Source organism: Nonomuraea sp. NPDC049152, from assembly GCF_040648355.1.
In the GTDB taxonomy this organism is placed as follows: domain Bacteria; phylum Actinomycetota; class Actinomycetes; order Streptosporangiales; family Streptosporangiaceae; genus Nonomuraea.
This window is the reverse complement of sequence record NZ_JBEZDO010000041.1, coordinates 17814-34577: the sequence shown is the minus strand read 5'-3', so window position 1 is coordinate 34577 and position 16764 is coordinate 17814. Positions and strand designations below refer to the sequence as shown.

Genomic DNA, 16764 nt, shown 5'->3' with positions numbered 1-16764 from the left:
GTGGTCACCCGGTCCCCTCCGGCGCGGGCGCGCCGCCCAGCAGGACTCCGCTCCCCGCCGTCACGGCGCCCGCTCCGCAACCCCCGCGGGCCGGTCCAGGAGACGCGAGAACCCCCGCCCGCCCCGCAGGCTGATCCCAGGAAACGCGAGAACCCCCGCCCAAGGAGGATGGGCAGGGGTTCCGGGTGTGCGGGTCAGGCCTTCGGGGTGGCCTTGGTGGGGCGGGTGGTCTTCTTGACCGGGGTGGCGACCGGCGGCTCGGCGGCCTCGGAGACCTCCTCCAGCTCCAGCGCGGCCTCGCCGCTCACCTTGCTGACGACCTTGCGGCCGCGGCTGGCGAACTCCTCGTAGACCTCGGTGGCCCTGCTGCCGAGCTGGTCGGCGTAGTCGCGCGCCTTCTCGGGGAACTCGCGGGCGAAGCCCTCGGCCTTGATGCGGGCCTCGCGCGCCTTCTCCGGCAGCTCCTTGGCGATCTCGGAGCGGCGCGACTGCAGCTTCAGCAGCTGCTCGGGCAGCTCGCGGAGCTTCTCGACGGCGTAGTCGCCGGCGCCGGCTACGGCGTAGAACGGCTTGGAGTCGGTGAGCTTCTTGACCTCGGTGGCGAGCGTCATGGGTTAACCTTCCTTGGTTTCCTGGGTGACGGTGCCGTTGTTCGAGGAGCTGGATGGATCCGCCGCATAAGGCGCGAGCGCGGCGAGAAATTCCTCTGGCAGCGGCTGCTCGTCGTCCGTTTCGGGGTCGCGCTGGGGATGAGCGTTCTGGGAGGTCTGCTCTTCCCCGGCGCGGTTCTCCTTGCGGAACGACTCGTAGATATCGATCAGCACCTGGCGTTGCCGCTCGGTGATGAGGTGGTCGGCCCTGATCGAGGTGATCACGTCGCTCGGCGGCTCGCGGTCCTCGATCAGCCCTGCTTGCACGTAGAGCGCCTGTGACGAGATGTGCAGGCCCTTGGCGATCTGGTTCAGGATCTCGGCACTCGGCTTGCGCAGGCCGCGCTCGATCTGGCTGAGGTAGGGGTTGGAGACCCCCGCCGCCGCCGCGAGCTGGCGCAGCGAGATCTTCGCCTGCTGCCGCTGCTCGCGGATGTATTCACCGATCGATCCGACCTTGGGTAGTGCCATACCCCTAGTCTGCACCTCAGGTGCTTGCAATTGCAAACGGAGTAGCTAACACCTGCAAGCAGTAAACGGTGAGGTCAGAAGGGCAGCGCCCACAGGAAGGGGGCGGACGTGGCCAACGTCACACTCAGCGCGACGAGCCCGTAACGCCGGGAACGCGACAGCTCTGGAGTCGGCTTGATCAGCCTGTCGACCCTGGCCATCACCTGGGAGTGGGCGGCGCCCAGCATGCCCTGCGGGGTCGGGACGGCGCCTGCCGTACCGAAGCGGAGCAGGGCGGTGGCCAGGCGGCGCGGCGAGCAGTAGCGGCGGGCGCGGTCGTCGGCGGCCATCTCGACCAGCAGTTCGACCTGCGACTGGGCCTCGCGCGCCACCTTCGAGAACGGCAGCGCCCTGCGCAGCGCCCCGAACGGCAGCAGCACCAGGTCGTGGCGCTCGCGGACGTGAGCGGACTCGTGGGCGAGCACCGCGGTCAGCTCGTCCTCCGACAGCAGTTCGAGCGTGCCGGAGCTGACCACGACGTGCGAGCGCAAGCCGGGGACGCAGTAGGCGGCGGCGCCCGGGTGGTCGAGGACCCGCACGCCAGGGATACGCGGCTCCTCGCGGGCGATCAGCGTGAGCAGCATGCGGTGGCGACGCCTGGCGCGAAGCGTCTGCGCGCCCGCGGCCAGCAGCACGACGACGAGGACGGCCAGCATGGTGAGCCCGGCGATCATCGCGAGCGCGTGGAGCAGATCCCACCGCTCATGGGGCCTCTCACCGGCGGCGAAGGCGACCAGCCCCTGGACCACGCCGCTGTCATACGGCATGACGGCGAAGGCGAGCAGGGCGCCGGTGCTGGCGAGGCCCCAGGCGACGCCGAGCGACTGCCACAGGGCGATGGCGAGGCGGGGAGCGCGGAAGGTCCACCGCGCGGCGGTGAAGCGCCAGGCGCCGATCGCGCACGCCGCGGCGAGCGCTGCCAACGCCGCCGCCGTGATCACTCGTCCTCCAGCTCCGTGAGCGCCTTGCGCAGGATCTCCGCCTCTGGCCCTGAGACGGCCTGGGCGAACCGGGTGAGGGCGGCCGATCGGTCGCCCGTCATGCCCAATGCTTCAAGCATAAGCTCGGCGACGTAGCTGTCACGAGTTTCGGCTGGTTCGTATCTCCACGCGCGGCCGTCCCTGGTCCGCTCGAGGAAGCCCTTGCGGGTGAGCCGGTCGAGAACGGTCATGACGGTGGTGGGGGCCAGGTCCCGGTCTTCTATCAGCCTGCCGACCTCGCGGGCGGTCAGGGGGCCGTTCTGCGCCCAGAGGATGTCCATGATGCTGCGTTCGAGTTCGCCAAGACCCTTCACACTCATCAGCGTAGTACTACAGGCTGTCGAGCTGAGATTCGGGCCGCCGATGAGAGGGACATCACGCGTTCTCGGGCAGGAACGCCACCATGTAGATCTCGTCGCGGTCGTCGCCCTCCGCCACCCTGATGGCGCGGGGCACCCGGCCGACCTCGCGGTAGCCGTACCTGGCGTAGAAGTGCTCGAGGCCGAGCCCGCCCCTGGCCGTCAGCCTCAGTGACTCCAGTCCGAGCCGCGTGCCCGCCTCCGCCACGGCGCGCATGAGTTCGCCGCCGTAGCCCTTGCCCTGGTGCTTGGGGTGCACCATCACCCGCATCACGCTGCGCCAGTGCGTCATCAGCGAGTGTCCCGTCGAGACCAGGACCGCCCAGCAGGCCACCCGCCCGTCGTCGTCGAAGCCGGCGACCAGGGTGTCGGGGCCGCCGTCCGCGCACTGGGCGAACGTCTTGGTGGCCGTGGGCCTGATGTCGTCGGCCGTCACGGGCGGCACCCACCCGACCGCGCCGCCCGCGTTCGTCACTTCGACCCAGCAGTCGAGCAGGTCGTCGAAGAGCTCAGGCGAAATTTCGGGAGAAATAACGAAACGCGGCATGGGCAGAAGGTTATCGGCCGACCGGATGGACGGCCGACCACGGGATCGAGAGTTCACCCAGCCGCCACCGAGCGGTGCCGCCCAGTGGCGCCGTGCGGTAGACGGGCCAGCCGTCCGCGAGGATCTCGACGGCCCTCAGCCACCGTTGCCGCAGTCCGTGCGCCCCGTACGGCGCGGCCACCGCCCACGCCCTGTCGAAGTCGCGGAGGAAGGCGTGGACGGGCTCGCCGGGCACATTGCGGTGGATGAGCGTCTTGGGCAGCCGGTCGGCCAGGTCGGACGGCTGCTCGAAGGCGTTGAACCTGGCCGAGAACGTCAGCGTACGCGGCCCCCCGGCCGACAGGCACGCCCAGACCGCGCGGTGCCCGACCTCCGAGCACGTCCCCTCCACGAGGATCCCGCCCGGCGCCAGGCGCGACGCGAGGAGGTCCCAGTAGCGCCACGCCTCCGTCTCGCCGTACTGCCTGAGCACGTTGAAAGCCCTGATCACCGTGGGCGGCCTGGAGACAGGGAGCTCGAACCCGCCGAGCGCGAACGACAGTCCGTCGCGCTCGTAGGGCTTGGCGAGCGCCACGCGGGCAGGGTCTATCTCTATGCCGACGACCTCCACCGAGGGCGACACCCGTCGCAGGCGGGTGAACAGCTCAAGCGTCGTGATGTGCGACGCGCCGTACCCCAGGTCGACCACCAGGGCGCGCTCGGTGGCGCGCAACAGGCGGCCGTGGACGGCGGCGAGCCACCTGTCCGCGCGACGCAGCCGGTTGACGCCCGTCGTCCCCCTGGTCACGCTGCCGACAGGTCTACCGGTGGAGAACGCGCTCACCCAACCGCCACCTCGCGCTCGCTCGCGCTCGTCGACGATGGTGACGGCAGCACGTCCCTCACTGGACGTCGACCCGGTGGACCTTGTGCTGGGCGGCCTGGGCGCGCGGGCGGATGACCATCCTGTCGACGTTGAAGTGCGCCGGCCTGGTCACGCTCCACGCGATCGCGTCGGCCACGTCGTCGGAGGTCAGCGGGTTCTCGACCCCCGCGTAGACCTTCGCGGCCGCGTCGGCGTCGCCGCGGAAGCGCGTCACCGCGAAGCCCTCGCTGCGCACCATGCCGGGCGCGATCTCCACGATCCTGATCGGCTGGCCCACGAGTTCGAGCCGCAGCGTCTCCACCATGGCGGTCTGGGCGTGCTTGGCCGCGACGTAACCGCCGCCGCCCTCGTAGGAGACCAGGCCGGCGGTCGAGGTCAGCATCACGAGCACGCCGTCGCCGGAGTCGATCAGCTTCGGCAGCAGTGCCTGCGTGACGCGCAGCGAGCCGAGCACGTTCGTGTCGTACATGCGCTGCCAGTCCTCGACGCGGCCCTCGGCCACCGATTCCGTGCCGAGCGCGCCGCCCGCGTTGTTGACCAGCACGTCGCACCGCTCCAGCGCGGCCGCGAGCGCGTCCACCGACTCCTGGGAGGTGACGTCGAGCGTCACGGGCGTGATGCCGTCGACCTCCTCGGCCAGCTTGTCGAGCCGGTCCTTGCGCCTCGCACCCGCCACGACCTCGTATCCTTCGGCGGCCAGCCGCCGCGCGGTCGCCTCCCCGATGCCGCTGCTCGCACCGGTCACCACTGCCGTCTTCGTCATGGGCCCATCCTGCCAGGGCGGCAAAAGCTGAACGTGTGTTGGGGAATGCCGGAATGTTCTTGCCAGTTATAAACCCTCTGGAGGTGATGTCTGTTGAGGCGACGCGTCAACAGGGTCGCGACGGTGAGCATGCACACGTCTCCGCTGGACCAGCCGGGCACCGGTGACGCCGGCGGCATGAACGTCTACATCGTCGAGACGGCCAAGCGACTCGCTCAGCTGGGCGTCGAGGTGGAGATCTTCACCAGGCAGACGGCGCGCGATCTGCCGCCGGTGGCCGAGCTGGCTCCCGGCGTCCTGGTCAGGCACATCACCGCGGGCCCCTACGAGGAACTGGACCGGCGCGAGCTGCCCGGTCAGCTGTGCGCGTTCCTGTCCGGCGTGCTGCGCGCCGAGGCGATGCACGAGCCGGGCCACTACGACCTCATCCACTCTCACTACTGGCTGTCGGGCCAGGTCGGCTGGCTGGCAAAGGAGCGGTGGGGCGTTCCTCTCGTGCACACCATGCACACGATGGCCAAGGTGAAGAACCTGCTCCTGGCCGAGGACGACAAGCCGGAGCCCCAGGCGCGGGTGCTCGGCGAGGAGCAGGTCGTCGAGGTCGCCGACCGCCTGGTCGCCAACACGGAGGCGGAGGCCGGCGAGCTCGTCGACCTGTACGGCGCGCCGTCCGACCATGTCGCCGTCGTCAACCCGGGCGTCAACCTGACCGTCTTCCAGCCCGCCTCCCAGGGCGCCGCGCGCCACCGCCTCGGCCTGCCGCAGGACGCCCACGTGCTGCTGTTCGTGGGCAGGATCCAGCCGCTCAAGGCGCCTGACGTGCTGCTGCGCGCCGCGGCCAGGATGCTGATCGAGGATCCCTCGCTGCGCGGCCGCCTGGTGGTCGCCGCCGTCGGGGGACCCTCTGGCAACGGCCTCGCGCGGCCCTCGATCCTCACCGAGATGGCTGCCGAGCTGGGCATCTCCGATGTCGTACTGCTGGTGCCTCCCGCGCCTCAGCACGAGCTCGCCGACTGGTACCGGGCGGCCGACGTGACGGTCGTGCCCTCCTACAGCGAGTCGTTCGGCCTGGTCGCGCTGGAGTCGCAGGCGTGCGGCACGCCGGTGGCCGCCGCGTCGGTGGGCGGGTTGCGCACCGCCGTACACGACGGGGTCTCAGGGGTGCTCGTCGACGGCCACGACCCCGGCGACTGGGCTCGGGTGCTGCGCAGGTTCGTCACCGAGCCGCTCTGGCGCGACGAGCTGTCGCAGGGGGCGAGGGCCCACGCCAACGCGTTCGGCTGGTCGGCCACGGCCGCGCGGCTCATGGACGTCTACGGCGGCGCGGTGTCACATCTGCACGCCATGTCTAGGCTTGCCGTATGAGGGATGTGGTCGAAGCCGCGCTCAAGGCCGCCGAGGTCACCTACGACGAGCCCCGCGAGGGCGCCTTCCTGGTGACACTGCCCGGCCAGCACAAGCTGGCCACGATGACCTGGCTCATCGTCGGCGACCACGCCCTGCACGTGGAGGCCTTCTTCTGCCGCCAGCCCGACGAGAACCACGCCGAGTTCTACAAGTGGCTGCTGAGCAGGAACGGCGGCATGTACGGCGTGCACTTCGCCGTCCACCCCGTCGGCGACGTCTACCTCGTCGGCAGGATCCCGCTGTCCGCCGTCGGTGACGAGGAGATCGACACCGTGCTCGGCTGCGTGCTCACCTACTCGGACGAGTGGTTCGACAGGGCGCTGGAACTCGGCTTCGCCTCCTCGATCAGGCGGGAGTGGGAGTGGCGGGCCAAGCGCGGCGAGTCGCTGGCTAACCTGCGGGCGTTCGCTCGGTTCGCCGATCCTGATCGTTCGCCTGGGGATTCGGTGCCACCCGCTTCCTGACCACCAGGCCGAAGGCGGCCACGCACAGTCCGAGCACGCCCGACACCACGAACGGCGCCGCGGGCCGCCAGTGGTCGTAGAGCAGGCCGCCGAGCGCCGAGACGCACATGATGCCGAGCGCGCCCATCAGCGCCTGCACGCCGAACGCCGACCCGCGCACCGCCGCGGGCGCCTGCTGGGCCAGCAGCGGTCCCGCCGTGTTGATCCCCGCGATCTCGCCGGCGCCGACCAGCATGGCAACGACGATCATCCCCGACCCCAGCGGGTCGCTGATCAGCAGCGTCGACAGGTAGGCGAGCGCGGCGACGAGCTGCGCGCCGATCACCAGGGTCTGCCGCCTGATCCTGTCGCCGAGCCAGCCGAGCACGGGGGAGGCGACCAGCGCCATCGTGTGCGCGATGCCCACGATCATCCCCGCCCTCGCGAGGGCCCCGGCGGGTGACATGCCCTGACGGGTCGCGTGGTCCACGATCCACAGCGACATGAACCCGGCGATCACCGCGAGGTCGGCCCTGGCCACGAACGCCGCCAGGTAGGCCAGCGCCGCCCCAGGGTCCCTGAACAGCGCCGCGCCCTCGCGCACCAGCCGGGTCAGCGGCACGTGCCGCGCGTTCCCGCTCACCCCGGCCGGCGAGAGCGTGAACCGCATGACGACCGCCACGGCCAGCAGCCCGGCGGCCACGACCAGGAACGACACCTGGGCGGCCGCGGCGGGGCTCATGCCTCCGCTCTCGAAGGTCCCGGGCAGCCTGGCCAGCACGAGCACCGCCAGCAGCCCGCCGATACCGCAGAAGACGCCCAGCACGCCATAGGACCTGCCGCGAGAATCCTCCCTCGCGTAGTCCACGGCGATGGTGGCGAACATGCCGCCGAGTGCCGCCGCGCCCAGCGCGAACACCACCAGCACGGCCGTGTCGCCCGCGAAGGGGAACAGTGCGGCGCCGAGCGCGCACAGGACGAAGCCGGCGATCACGACGGGGCGCCTGCCGTACCGGTCGGCGAGCGCGCCGTACCAGGCCAGGGTGAGGATCATCGTCAGCTCTGCGGCGAGGCCCAGCAGGCCGACCACTCTGCCCTGCGCCTGCGAGGGCACTCCCAGAACCCCGCCCAGCAAGTACGGCGTCGCCGTCGGGAGGAAGGAGATGACCATTGTCGCCGTGAGACCGAGCGACCAGCAGGCCCACATATTCGTCTTGGAGAATCCGGGGGCGAGACCCACACCGAGCACGCGCATGGGGTGATCATGATGCCGAAATATCGTACGATCAAGATTTGTGGCCGAGCCTGTGAGCTTTGATCCGAATATCCCGAATGTCGCGCGAATGTACGACTATTTTCTCGGCGGGAAAGACAATTTCCCCGCCGACCGCGCGGCGGCCGAGAAGGTGCTGGAGATCGTTCCGCACATTCCCGTCGGAGCGAGGGAGAACCGCGCCTTCCTCGGGCGCGCGGTCAGGTTTCTCCGGGCTCAGGGAATCCACCAGTTTCTGGACATCGGCACCGGCCTGCCGACGCGGAACAACGTCCACGAGGTCGCGGGACCCGACGCCAGGGTCGTCTACGTCGACAACGACCCCCAGGTGCTCGCGCACGCCCGCGCCCTCCTCGAGGACACCCCCCAGGTGCGGATCGTCCACGGCGACCTGCGCCGGCCCGAGGACATCCTCGCCGAGGCCCGCACCCACCTGGACTTCTCCCGGCCGGTCGCCGTCCTGCTGCTGGCGATCGTCCACTTCGTCCAGGACGATCCCGCGCCCATCGTCGCCACGCTGACCGGCGCGCTCCCTCAGGGCGGCTATCTCGCGCTCTCGCACGTCTGCAGCGACCTCCAGCCCGAGGCGGCCCCAGGAGTCGAACGGATCTACCAGGGCGCCTCCGCCCAGTTCACCGCCCGCCGCTCGTCGGAGATCGTCTCTCTGTTCGCCGGGCTCGACCTGGTCGAACCCGGCGTCGTCAACCTGCCGGAATGGCGCTCGGACAACCCGGACTTCACGCCGTTCAAGGACGTGGGCCCGTATTTCCTCTGTGGCGTGGCACGCAAGCCCGCTCGCTAGGCTTGTCCGCATGGCGACTTTGGTGCTTGTACGGCACGGTGAGAGCGAATGGAACGTCAAGGGCCTGTTCACCGGATGGGTGGACGCCCCGCTGTCACCCAAGGGTGAGGAGGAGGCCCGCAGGGGCGGCGAACTGCTGGTCGAGGCGGGCATCAGGCCCGACGTGGTGCACACCAGCCTGCTGAACCGGGCGATCCGCACCGCCAACCTCGCGCTGGACGCCGCCGACCTGGCCTGGCTGCCCGTCACGCGCTCGTGGCGGCTCAACGAGCGCCACTACGGGGCGCTCCAGGGCAAGAACAAGGCGCAGACGCGCGAGGAGTTCGGCGACGAGCAGTTCATGCTGTGGCGCCGCTCCTACGACGTGCCGCCGCCGCCCATCGCCGACGACGACGAGTACTCCCAGCAGGGCGACCCCCGTTACGCGCTGCTGCCCTCGGAGCTGATGCCGAAGACGGAGTGCCTCAAGGACGTCGTCGACCGCATGCTGCCGTACTGGTACGACGCGATGGTGCCCGACCTGGCGGCGGGCCGCACGGTCATCGTGTTCGCCCATGGCAACTCGCTGCGGGCGCTGGTCAAGCACCTGGACGGGATCTCCGACGAGAAGATCGCCGGACTGAACATCCCGACGGGGATCCCGCTGCGCTACGAGCTCGACGAGGACTTCCACCCGCTGGTGGCCGGAGGGGAGTACCTCGACCCCGAGGCGGCGAAGGCGGCGATCGAGGCCGTGGCGAACCAGGGCCGCTGAGCCGGGCGATGACCGGCGTCGGAGACGACGTCGACGCCGAGATCAACGTCCGCATCCGGCACGGTGGCATGGAGGTCGCGCCTGACGGGGCCGCGGCCTCCATGGCGGGGCGTTATGTGCGCTGCGTCGCGCCGCGCATGCCCCGCGGGCGCTCGTCGCCGCGCGGGCGCCAGAGCTCGCTCCACTCCGCGGGCCTGGACGCCCAGGCGAGCGCGGCCATGATCGCGAGGTGGATCGGCGCAGAGACGCTCTCGTAGAGCGGATCCCTGCTGACGATGTGCGTGATGACCGCGCCGATGAGGATCACGACCAGGAGCGCGGAGGCCATGAACCTGAACCTCCGGCGCGGGATGACCAGCAGCACGGCGGCGAACAGTTCCCCCGCCCCGATCACGAAACGGAACCAGGACGGGTAGCCCCATTCCACGAACTTCACCGAGTACGCGGGTCCGAAGAACGTCTCGCCTGGCCAGAACTTCGTCACCGCCCCGATGGTGAATTCCACTGCCAGGTACAGGCATAGGGCGATCAGCAGTCTTCGGCGCCACACAGGGGCCATGGTGTCCTCCTTGGATTGAGCGAGATCGACGACCTCCCGCCGGTCATCGGGTGTGACACGGCGGGAGGGGAGAATGTGACAGCGGCGGGCTCAGCCCCAGGAACCGCCGGCCTGCTGCCTGGTGGTGGCGTTGAGACGGTTGAACAGGTTGGTCACGCCGATCATGAGGATCAGGGCCGCGAGCTGCTTCTCGTCGTAGTGGCCGGCGGCTTCGTCCCAGATCTCGTCGGGGACCGGGTCGGGCCGGTCGGCCAGCCGGGTGGCCGATTCCGCGAGCGCCAGCGCGGCGCGTTCGGCGTCGGTGTAGTAGGGCGTCTCCCGCCAGGCGGCCACCGCCCACAGTCGCTCGTCGCTCTCGCCCGCCTTCTTCGCGCCGCGGGCTCCGGAGTCCACGCAGGGACCGCAGCCGTTGATCTGGCTGGCCCGCAGATGGACCAGCTCCAGCGTCTCCCTCGGCACGCCGCAGGAGAACGAGGCCTTGTACAAGGTTTGAACGGCTCGCATGGCGTCGGGAATGACCGTCGCCGGATTGTTCATCCGCGGTTGCATGACAGCTGTCCTTTCATAGGTCACAAAAGGCTTTTCGGGCAGCTCTCAGCCTCCGGCACCGGCTCCAACAGCATCAACGCCAGTCCGAGCAACGTGCGTTAATCTCACGCTTAACGTCCGAAAGGGAGCGCTCGTGGAGCTACGGGATATCGAGATCTTCCTGACTCTCGCCGAGGAGCTGCACTTCGGCCGCACCGCCGTACGGCTGCGCATCACTCCGGCACGGGTCAGTCAGGTGATCAAGAAGCAGGAGCGCCGCATCGGCGCCGACCTCTTCGAGCGCACCAGCCGCGCGGTCCGGCTGACCCCGCTCGGCGAGCAGCTCCGCGACGACCTGCACCCGATCTACCACGGGCTGAAGGAGAGCGTGGAGCGGGCCAGGCGGACCGCCAGGGGCATCACGCGGGTGCTCCGCGTCGGCATGATCCCCAGCAACGCCCACGACCTGCGCCCCTTCTGGGACGCCTTCCGCTCCCGACACCCTCACTGGGGGCTGCAGATCCGCCACGCCACCTTCGTCGACCCCTTCGGCGGGCTGCGCAGGTCCGAGGTCGACATCCTGATCGCCTGGCTGCCCGTCGAGGAACCCGACCTGACCGTCGGGCCCGTCATCTGCACCGAGGGCAGGGTGTTAGCCGTGGCCGCGCGCCACCAGCTGACCGATCGGGGGTCGGTCTCGTTGGAGGCTCTCGCCGACTTCGGCGTCCTCGCCTCGGTCGTGCCCGTGCCCCAGTACTGGGAGGACGCGTTCGTCCCCTTCCACACGCCGAACGGCCGCCCGATCGAGCGCGCCCCCGTCATCGCGAACCTCGATGAGCTGTACACCATCGTCGGCGCAGGCGAGGCAGTGAACTCCCTGGGCGATCACGTCACCCGGTACCACGCCCGCCCCGGCATCTCCTACCTGCCCATCCACGACGCGCCGCCGCTCAGGTGGGGCCTCGTCTGGCGCAGCGACGCGGAGAACGATCTCATCCGCGCCTTCGCCCAGGTGGTCCGCGACCTCGGTGTCTTCCGGGAATCGTGACCATGACACAGCCAGAGGCTCTTCTGCGGTCGACCCGCACCGTCGACGGCGTTCCTCACCGCATGACACGCTGGAGGGGAGGTCCGCCGTCCGGGGGAGGCCGCCCATGGCCCCGAAACTGCGCCTGACGACCGTGAACGCCGGTCCCTTCACGATGCCGAAGGAAGCCCTCGTGTACGGCGCGACCGGCACCATCACCGTGCCCTCGACCGTGGCCGTCATCGAGCACTCCGCGCACGGGCTGATCCTGTTCGACACCGGCGTCAACCACCGGGTGGCCGACCCCGGGTCGGGGGAGGACTATTGGGGTCCAGGCCTGCGGTCGAAGTACGGCGCCGAGGCGTGCGCTCGGCCGGGCCGGAGTGCGGATCTTCCTGTCCCACGACCCCGATGATTACGCCGCCCTGCCCCACGACGGCGCCTACTGGGACTGATGCTCCCATCGCGGACACGAAAAAGGGGGATGGAAGCCTCCATCCCCCTTGAGCGCGCGTGCGTGCTCAGGTGTTGCGCGACCCCGTCACCAGGTAGATCACGTCACCGGCCACCCGCACCGCGTGGTCGGCGTAACGCTCGTAGTAGCGCCCGATCAGCGTGATGTCGATCGCGGGCTCGACGCCGTGCTTCCAGTCCTTGTCCAGGATCTCCTTGAACAGGCGGCGGTGCAGGCGGTCCATCGCGTCGTCGTCCGCCTCGAGCTCCTTGGCCGCCTCCACGTCGCGAGAGGCCACGCACGCGCCCGCCTTCGTGATGAGGTTCTCGGCGATCTGGCCCATCTGCAGGATCGTGGAGCGGATCTCCGGCGGGATCGCCGACTCGGGGTGGCGCAGCCTGGCGACCTTGGCCACGTGCTCGGCCAGGTCGCCCATGCGCTCGAGGTCGGTGCCCATGCGGAGCGCGGTGATGACCATGCGCAGGTCGATGGCGACGGGCTGCTGGCGGGCCATCAACTCGTAGATCGACGCCTCGACGTCGCTGAAGATCCGGTCGATCTCCTCGTCGTGCGAGATGACGCTTTCCGCGAGCGGCAGGTCGGCGTCCAGGAGCGCGGTGGTGGCGCGCGAAATGGCCGAACGGACGAGTCTGGTCATCTCGACCAGCTTGTCGGTGAGCGAATCAAGATCTTCGTGGTAAGCGTCACGCATGTCGTTACCGTACGGGCACCACGATGAACGAACCTCTACCGAGAGGTGAACTTTCCGGGAAAGAGAGTGTTCATCCCCTGGTGAGGGGTCTGGAAGCAGGACAAGCCGACCTACCATCGACAGTGTGGACTGCAGGAAGGATGCGCATGGGTGAGATGGCCATGAGCTTCGCGGCTTTGGCCGGCTTCGTCGTGGGGGCTGTCGCCGTCCTTGTCTACCGGAACCAGATCGAGGTTCCCAACAGGGGCGAGAACACCGACGACGGGGAGACCGGCGCCCTGCCGCAGGGCGTGGCTTCCGTGCTGGCCGTACTGCCGTCTTCGGCGGTGGTCCTGGACGCGCACGACCGTGTTCTGCGCGCCAGTTCGGCCGCGAGGGCCTTCGGTTTAGTGAAGGGTGACCGGCTGATGGCGGCCGAACTCCTCGCACTGGCCAGGCAGGTACGGCGCGACGGCGAGATCCGCGAGAGCGAGATCGACGTCGCGGGGCACAAGTTCGGCCAGGAAGTGACCAACTTCGCCGTGCGCGTGGCGCCTCTCGGCTCCCACGGCCAGGTGCTCGTGCTCGCCGAGGACCAGACCGAGCGGCGCAGGGTCGAGGCGGTCAGGCGTGACTTCGTCGCCAACGTCAGCCACGAGCTCAAGACCCCCGTCGGCGCGCTCAGCCTGTTGGCGGAGACCATCCAGGACGCCGCCGACGACCCCGAGGCGGTGACCCGTTTCGCCGGACGCATGCAGCATGAGGCGGCCAGGCTGACCTACCTGGTGCAGGACCTCATCACGCTGTCCAGGATCCAGGGCGCCGAACCCATTCCGACGCCTGGCCAGGTGGCGATCGACGAGGCCGTCCACGACGCGATAGACCACTGCAACACCAAGGCCATCGCCAAGGACATCACGCTGGTGGCGGGCGGCACGGAGGGGCTGCGCATCTGGGGCGACGACGAGCTGCTCGTCACCGCGCTGCGCAACCTGATCTCCAATGCCATCGCCTACAGCCCCGAGCACACCAGAGTCGTCGTCAGCGCCCGCCCCGCGGGCGACAGCGTCGAGATCAGCGTCAGCGACCAGGGGATCGGCATCCCCGAGGAGTCGCTTGAGCGCATCTTCGAGAGGTTCTTCAGAGTCGACGCCGCCAGGTCCCGCGCGACCGGCGGAACAGGCCTCGGCCTCGCCATCGTCAAGCACGTCGCCGTGGCTCACGCCGGGGAGGTGAGCGTGTGGAGCAAGGAAGGCTCGGGCTCCACGTTCACGATGCGCCTGCCCGCGTTCGGCGGCTCCGCCGTCCCCCTTCAACGCCCTCTGGAGGCCGCCAATGGCTGAGCGTCGCGAAGCCGTCAACAGATATCGCACCACCGTTCGGGTCACGAACCCGACCAAGGAGGGATCGTGACCCGAGTGCTCGTCGTGGAGGACGAGGAGTCGTTCTCCGACGCACTTTCCTACATGCTCCGCAAGGAGGGCTTCGAGGTCTCGGTTGCCGCGACCGGGCCCGAGGCTCTTGACACCTTCGATCGCAGCGGCGCCGACCTGGTGCTTCTCGACCTCATGCTTCCCGGATTGCCCGGCACCGAGGTCTGCCGCTCGCTGCGGCAGCGCTCGAAGGTGCCCGTCATCATGCTGACCGCCAAGGACAGCGAGATCGACAAGGTGGTCGGCCTGGAGCTGGGCGCCGACGACTACGTCACCAAGCCGTTCTCCTCCCGCGAGCTGGTCGCCCGCATCCGCGCGGTGCTGCGGCGGCAGGGAGACACGGTGGAGGAGCTGGAGTCGGCGGTGCTCGCGGCCGGTCCCGTCCGGATGGACGTGGACAGGCACATCGTGGCCGTGCGAGGTGAGCAGGTGCAGCTGCCGCTGAAGGAGTTCGAGCTGCTCGAGGTGCTGCTCCGCAACGCCGGCCGGGTGCTGACCCGCGGCCAGCTGATCGACAGGGTGTGGGGCGCCGACTACGTCGGCGACACCAAGACGCTCGACGTCCACGTCAAGCGGCTGCGGGCCAAGGTCGAGGCCGACCCGTCCAACCCGCGGTGCATCCTGACGGTCCGCGGGCTCGGCTACAAGTTCGACCCCGTGGACGGCTGACGCCTTCCCCCGGGACGAGAAACCCCGCCTGCCGGTACGTGGCAGGCGGGGTTTCGTACGTCAGATGGGGCTGCGGGGGCCTGAGACGGCTCCTGGAGCCCATACCGTGACGCCCTGGCCTCTGAGGCCGTTCGGTGGGCGTGACGGCGGGAACCGGAGTCCTGCTGGGCGCGCGCCCTCGACGGGGGTGCGCCCAGCGGGGACGGAGGCGCCTGGCCGGCTTGCCGTACCGAATGGATCGGGACGGTCAGTGACCGGTCTCGGCGGTGTGCGACGCGGTCGGCGTCGGCGCGGGCGGCGCGGGGGTGGCGCCCGGAGCGCTCGGGTACTGCGTGAACTCGCGGCTGCGGGTGACCACGGGCACCGTCACCGACACCGTGCCCGCGTTGGCGAACTGCAGCGCGAGCTTGACGCTCTCGCCGCCGCTGAGCGGCCTGCTGAGGCCCTCGATCATCAGCTGGGGGGCGGGCTTGCCCGTGTTGACGCCCTGGTTGCTCGGCAGCGCGATCGGCGCGGTCATCTTCACCGTGCCGAGACCCTCGGCGGCGACACCCACGAGCGAGTCGGCCTCGCCGTTGGTGTTGACGACGTGGAGGTAGATCGGCGCGGAGCCGCCCTGGGCGAGCTTGGCGCCCGAGTCGGGGCCGAGGACGAAGGCCTGAGGGATCTTGACGCCGCGCGTTCCGTAGGAACCGTCCTGGATGAGGGCCGCGGCCTCGTTGGGCGCGTACGGCTTGTTGGTGTTGGCGTCGGATCCGGCGGCACAGCCGGCCAGTACCGGTGCGGCAAGGAACGCAACGGCGGCGATAATCCAGCGACGGCTGGTCACGGGCGGGTTCTCCTTATGGCGCGCGTGTGCGAGTTGGGGCAGCGCTCACCATATCCATCCGGGTTCATGGTCATATCCGCACCCCCGCAGGTCATTCGCTATGTCAGCCTCTGTGATTCACAGAGTTGAACGGTTGTCAAGTAGTAATATGCGGCTTTGACCTGCAGTTATGGTGATTTCACTGTTCCGGGAGGCTGTGGACGCGTGGTACTCTGGAGTACAGCGGAAGGGGTACTTGTCACATGACTTTCCAGGTCGGCGACACTGTCGTCTACCCCCACCATGGGGCTGCTCGGATCGAAGAAATCACGACCCGGACCATCAAGGGTGTGGAAAAGACCTACCTGGTTCTCAAGGTCGACAAGGGCGACCTTACCGTCCAGGTGCCTGCGGAGAACGCGGAACTGGTCGGTGTGCGCGATGTCGTCGGCCAGGAGGGCCTTGAGCGCGTTTTCGACGTTCTGCGCATGCCTCACACCGAGGAGCCGACCAACTGGTCGCGGCGTTACAAGGCGAACCTTGAAAAGCTCGCGTCGGGTGATGTCAACAAGGTCGCCGAGGTCGTTCGGGACCTGTGGCGGCGTGACCGCGAGCGTGGCCTGTCGGCAGGCGAGAAGCGGATGCTGGCCAAGGCCCGCCAGATACTGGTGAGCGAGCTGGCTCTGGCGGAGAAGACCAACGAGGACAAGGCCGAGGCCCTGCTCGACGAGGTTCTCAACTCCTGAACACCAATTTCCCACGGGTGGGCGTCGGAGTCGACGTCCACCCGTTCGCGTCTGGCCGTGAGCTCAACCTGGCCGGCCTCCACTGGCCGGGCGAGACCGGGCTCGAGGGCCACTCCGACGGCGACGCCGCCGCGCACGCGGCCTGCGACGCCCTCCTGTCCGCCGCGGGTCTCGGCGACCTGGGCGGGCTCTTCGGCACCTCCGACCCGCGCTGGTCGGGTGCCGCCGGCGTCGCGCTCCTGGAGGAGACCGCCAGGGTCGTGCGCGCCGCGGGCTTCACGATCGGCAACGTCGCCATCCAGGTGATCGGCAACAGGCCCAAGCTGGCGCCCCGCCGTACCGAGGCGGAGAAGGTGCTGAGCGCGGCCGTCGGCGCACCCGTGAGCGTCAGCGCGACCACCACCGACGGGCTCGGTCTCACCGGCCGCGGTGAGGGCATCGCCGCCTTCGCGACCGCTCTCGTCGTCGCGGGAGTCAACCCTCCGGGCGAGTAGAG

Annotated in this window: 22 protein-coding genes; 10 read left to right on the top strand and 12 right to left on the bottom strand. The window is 69.4% G+C overall.

Going from position 1 to position 16764, the window contains the following annotated elements:
* Positions 1 to 194 precede the first annotated feature (194 nt).
* The 7 genes from AB0B45_RS45270 to AB0B45_RS45240 form a co-directional block, all read right to left on the bottom strand.
* Positions 195 to 611: a hypothetical protein gene (locus AB0B45_RS45270; RefSeq protein ID WP_358144193.1), complete on the bottom strand. Its 417-nt coding sequence runs from the start codon at positions 609 to 611 to the stop codon at positions 195 to 197.
* 3 nt (positions 612 to 614) lie between these two features.
* On the bottom strand, positions 615 to 1157 hold the full coding sequence (locus AB0B45_RS45265) for a helix-turn-helix domain-containing protein (protein WP_358144190.1): 543 nt from the start codon (positions 1155 to 1157) through the stop codon (positions 615 to 617).
* Between the two features lie 38 nt (positions 1158 to 1195).
* Entirely contained in the window at positions 1196 to 2101 is a 906-nt protein-coding gene (locus AB0B45_RS45260) for a M56 family metallopeptidase (protein WP_358144188.1), read from the bottom strand.
* Entirely contained in the window at positions 2098 to 2454 is a 357-nt protein-coding gene (locus AB0B45_RS45255) for a BlaI/MecI/CopY family transcriptional regulator (RefSeq protein ID WP_358144186.1), read from the bottom strand. Before AB0B45_RS45255 ends, AB0B45_RS45260 begins: the two co-directional genes overlap by 4 nt.
* A 61-nt stretch (positions 2455 to 2515) precedes the next feature.
* Positions 2516 to 3046, bottom strand: coding sequence for a GNAT family N-acetyltransferase (locus AB0B45_RS45250; RefSeq protein WP_358144185.1), 531 nt, complete (start codon positions 3044 to 3046; stop codon positions 2516 to 2518).
* Between the two features lie 10 nt (positions 3047 to 3056).
* Positions 3057 to 3869: a class I SAM-dependent methyltransferase gene (locus AB0B45_RS45245; RefSeq protein WP_358144182.1), complete on the bottom strand. Its 813-nt coding sequence runs from the start codon at positions 3867 to 3869 to the stop codon at positions 3057 to 3059.
* Positions 3870 to 3927: 58 nt separating this feature from the next.
* On the bottom strand, positions 3928 to 4674 hold the full coding sequence (locus AB0B45_RS45240) for an SDR family NAD(P)-dependent oxidoreductase (RefSeq protein WP_358144181.1): 747 nt from the start codon (positions 4672 to 4674) through the stop codon (positions 3928 to 3930).
* A gap of 129 nt (positions 4675 to 4803) precedes the next feature.
* Here AB0B45_RS45240 and mshA point away from each other — a divergent pair, with 129 nt between their 5' ends.
* A complete protein-coding gene (gene mshA, locus AB0B45_RS45235) occupies positions 4804 to 6039 on the top strand; it encodes a D-inositol-3-phosphate glycosyltransferase (protein WP_358144309.1) in 1236 nt (411 codons plus the stop codon).
* A complete protein-coding gene (locus AB0B45_RS45230) occupies positions 6036 to 6545 on the top strand; it encodes a YbjN domain-containing protein (RefSeq protein WP_358144178.1) in 510 nt (169 codons plus the stop codon). The genes mshA and AB0B45_RS45230 overlap by 4 nt, the downstream gene beginning before the upstream one ends.
* Here AB0B45_RS45230 and AB0B45_RS45225 read toward each other — a convergent pair.
* Entirely contained in the window at positions 6472 to 7779 is a 1308-nt protein-coding gene (locus AB0B45_RS45225) for an MFS transporter (RefSeq protein ID WP_358144176.1), read from the bottom strand. The genes AB0B45_RS45230 and AB0B45_RS45225 overlap by 74 nt on opposite strands.
* 40 nt (positions 7780 to 7819) lie before the next feature.
* Here AB0B45_RS45225 and AB0B45_RS45220 point away from each other — a divergent pair, with 40 nt between their 5' ends.
* On the top strand, positions 7820 to 8599 hold the full coding sequence (locus AB0B45_RS45220; protein WP_358144174.1) for an SAM-dependent methyltransferase: 780 nt from the start codon (positions 7820 to 7822) through the stop codon (positions 8597 to 8599).
* A gap of 10 nt (positions 8600 to 8609) precedes the next feature.
* On the top strand, positions 8610 to 9353 hold the full coding sequence (locus tag AB0B45_RS45215; protein WP_358144171.1) for a phosphoglyceromutase: 744 nt from the start codon (positions 8610 to 8612) through the stop codon (positions 9351 to 9353).
* 112 nt (positions 9354 to 9465) lie between these two features.
* Here AB0B45_RS45215 and AB0B45_RS45210 read toward each other — a convergent pair whose 3' ends face one another.
* Together AB0B45_RS45210 and AB0B45_RS45205 are read right to left on the bottom strand one after the other, a co-directional pair.
* The gene (locus tag AB0B45_RS45210) at positions 9466 to 9912 is read right to left on the bottom strand and encodes a DoxX family protein (protein WP_358144169.1); all 447 of its coding nucleotides are present in this window, start codon (positions 9910 to 9912) and stop codon (positions 9466 to 9468) included.
* 90 nt (positions 9913 to 10002) lie between these two features.
* Positions 10003 to 10461: a carboxymuconolactone decarboxylase family protein gene (locus AB0B45_RS45205; protein WP_358144166.1), complete on the bottom strand. Its 459-nt coding sequence runs from the start codon at positions 10459 to 10461 to the stop codon at positions 10003 to 10005.
* A gap of 133 nt (positions 10462 to 10594) precedes the next feature.
* Here AB0B45_RS45205 and AB0B45_RS45200 point away from each other — a divergent pair, with 133 nt between their 5' ends.
* Both AB0B45_RS45200 and AB0B45_RS45195 read left to right on the top strand, forming a co-directional pair.
* On the top strand, positions 10595 to 11488 hold the full coding sequence (locus AB0B45_RS45200; RefSeq protein WP_358144164.1) for a LysR family transcriptional regulator: 894 nt from the start codon (positions 10595 to 10597) through the stop codon (positions 11486 to 11488).
* Positions 11489 to 11594: 106 nt separating this feature from the next.
* A complete protein-coding gene (locus AB0B45_RS45195; RefSeq protein WP_358144161.1) occupies positions 11595 to 11882 on the top strand; it encodes a hypothetical protein in 288 nt (95 codons plus the stop codon).
* Positions 11883 to 11988: 106 nt separating this feature from the next.
* Here the strand turns inward: AB0B45_RS45195 and phoU are convergent, their stop codons facing one another.
* A complete protein-coding gene (phoU, locus tag AB0B45_RS45190) occupies positions 11989 to 12633 on the bottom strand; it encodes a phosphate signaling complex protein PhoU (protein ID WP_358144159.1) in 645 nt (214 codons plus the stop codon).
* Between the two features lie 146 nt (positions 12634 to 12779).
* On the opposite strand from phoU, the gene AB0B45_RS45185 reads away from it, so the two are divergent.
* Both AB0B45_RS45185 and AB0B45_RS45180 read left to right on the top strand, forming a co-directional pair.
* Positions 12780 to 13955, top strand: coding sequence for an ATP-binding protein (locus tag AB0B45_RS45185; protein ID WP_358144156.1), 1176 nt, complete (start codon positions 12780 to 12782; stop codon positions 13953 to 13955).
* Positions 13956 to 14021: 66 nt separating this feature from the next.
* On the top strand, positions 14022 to 14714 hold the full coding sequence (locus tag AB0B45_RS45180; protein ID WP_358144154.1) for a response regulator transcription factor: 693 nt from the start codon (positions 14022 to 14024) through the stop codon (positions 14712 to 14714).
* A 247-nt stretch (positions 14715 to 14961) separates the two neighbouring features.
* Here the strand turns inward: AB0B45_RS45180 and AB0B45_RS45175 are convergent, their stop codons facing one another.
* Entirely contained in the window at positions 14962 to 15543 is a 582-nt protein-coding gene (locus tag AB0B45_RS45175; protein WP_358144152.1) for a copper chaperone PCu(A)C, read from the bottom strand.
* Positions 15544 to 15785: 242 nt separating this feature from the next.
* On the opposite strand from AB0B45_RS45175, the gene AB0B45_RS45170 reads away from it, so the two are divergent.
* Positions 15786 to 16268: a CarD family transcriptional regulator gene (locus tag AB0B45_RS45170; protein ID WP_181615762.1), complete on the top strand. Its 483-nt coding sequence runs from the start codon at positions 15786 to 15788 to the stop codon at positions 16266 to 16268.
* A 17-nt stretch (positions 16269 to 16285) separates the two neighbouring features.
* A complete protein-coding gene (gene ispF, locus AB0B45_RS45165; RefSeq protein WP_358144149.1) occupies positions 16286 to 16762 on the top strand; it encodes a 2-C-methyl-D-erythritol 2,4-cyclodiphosphate synthase in 477 nt (158 codons plus the stop codon).
* Positions 16763 to 16764: the final 2 nt, after the last annotated feature.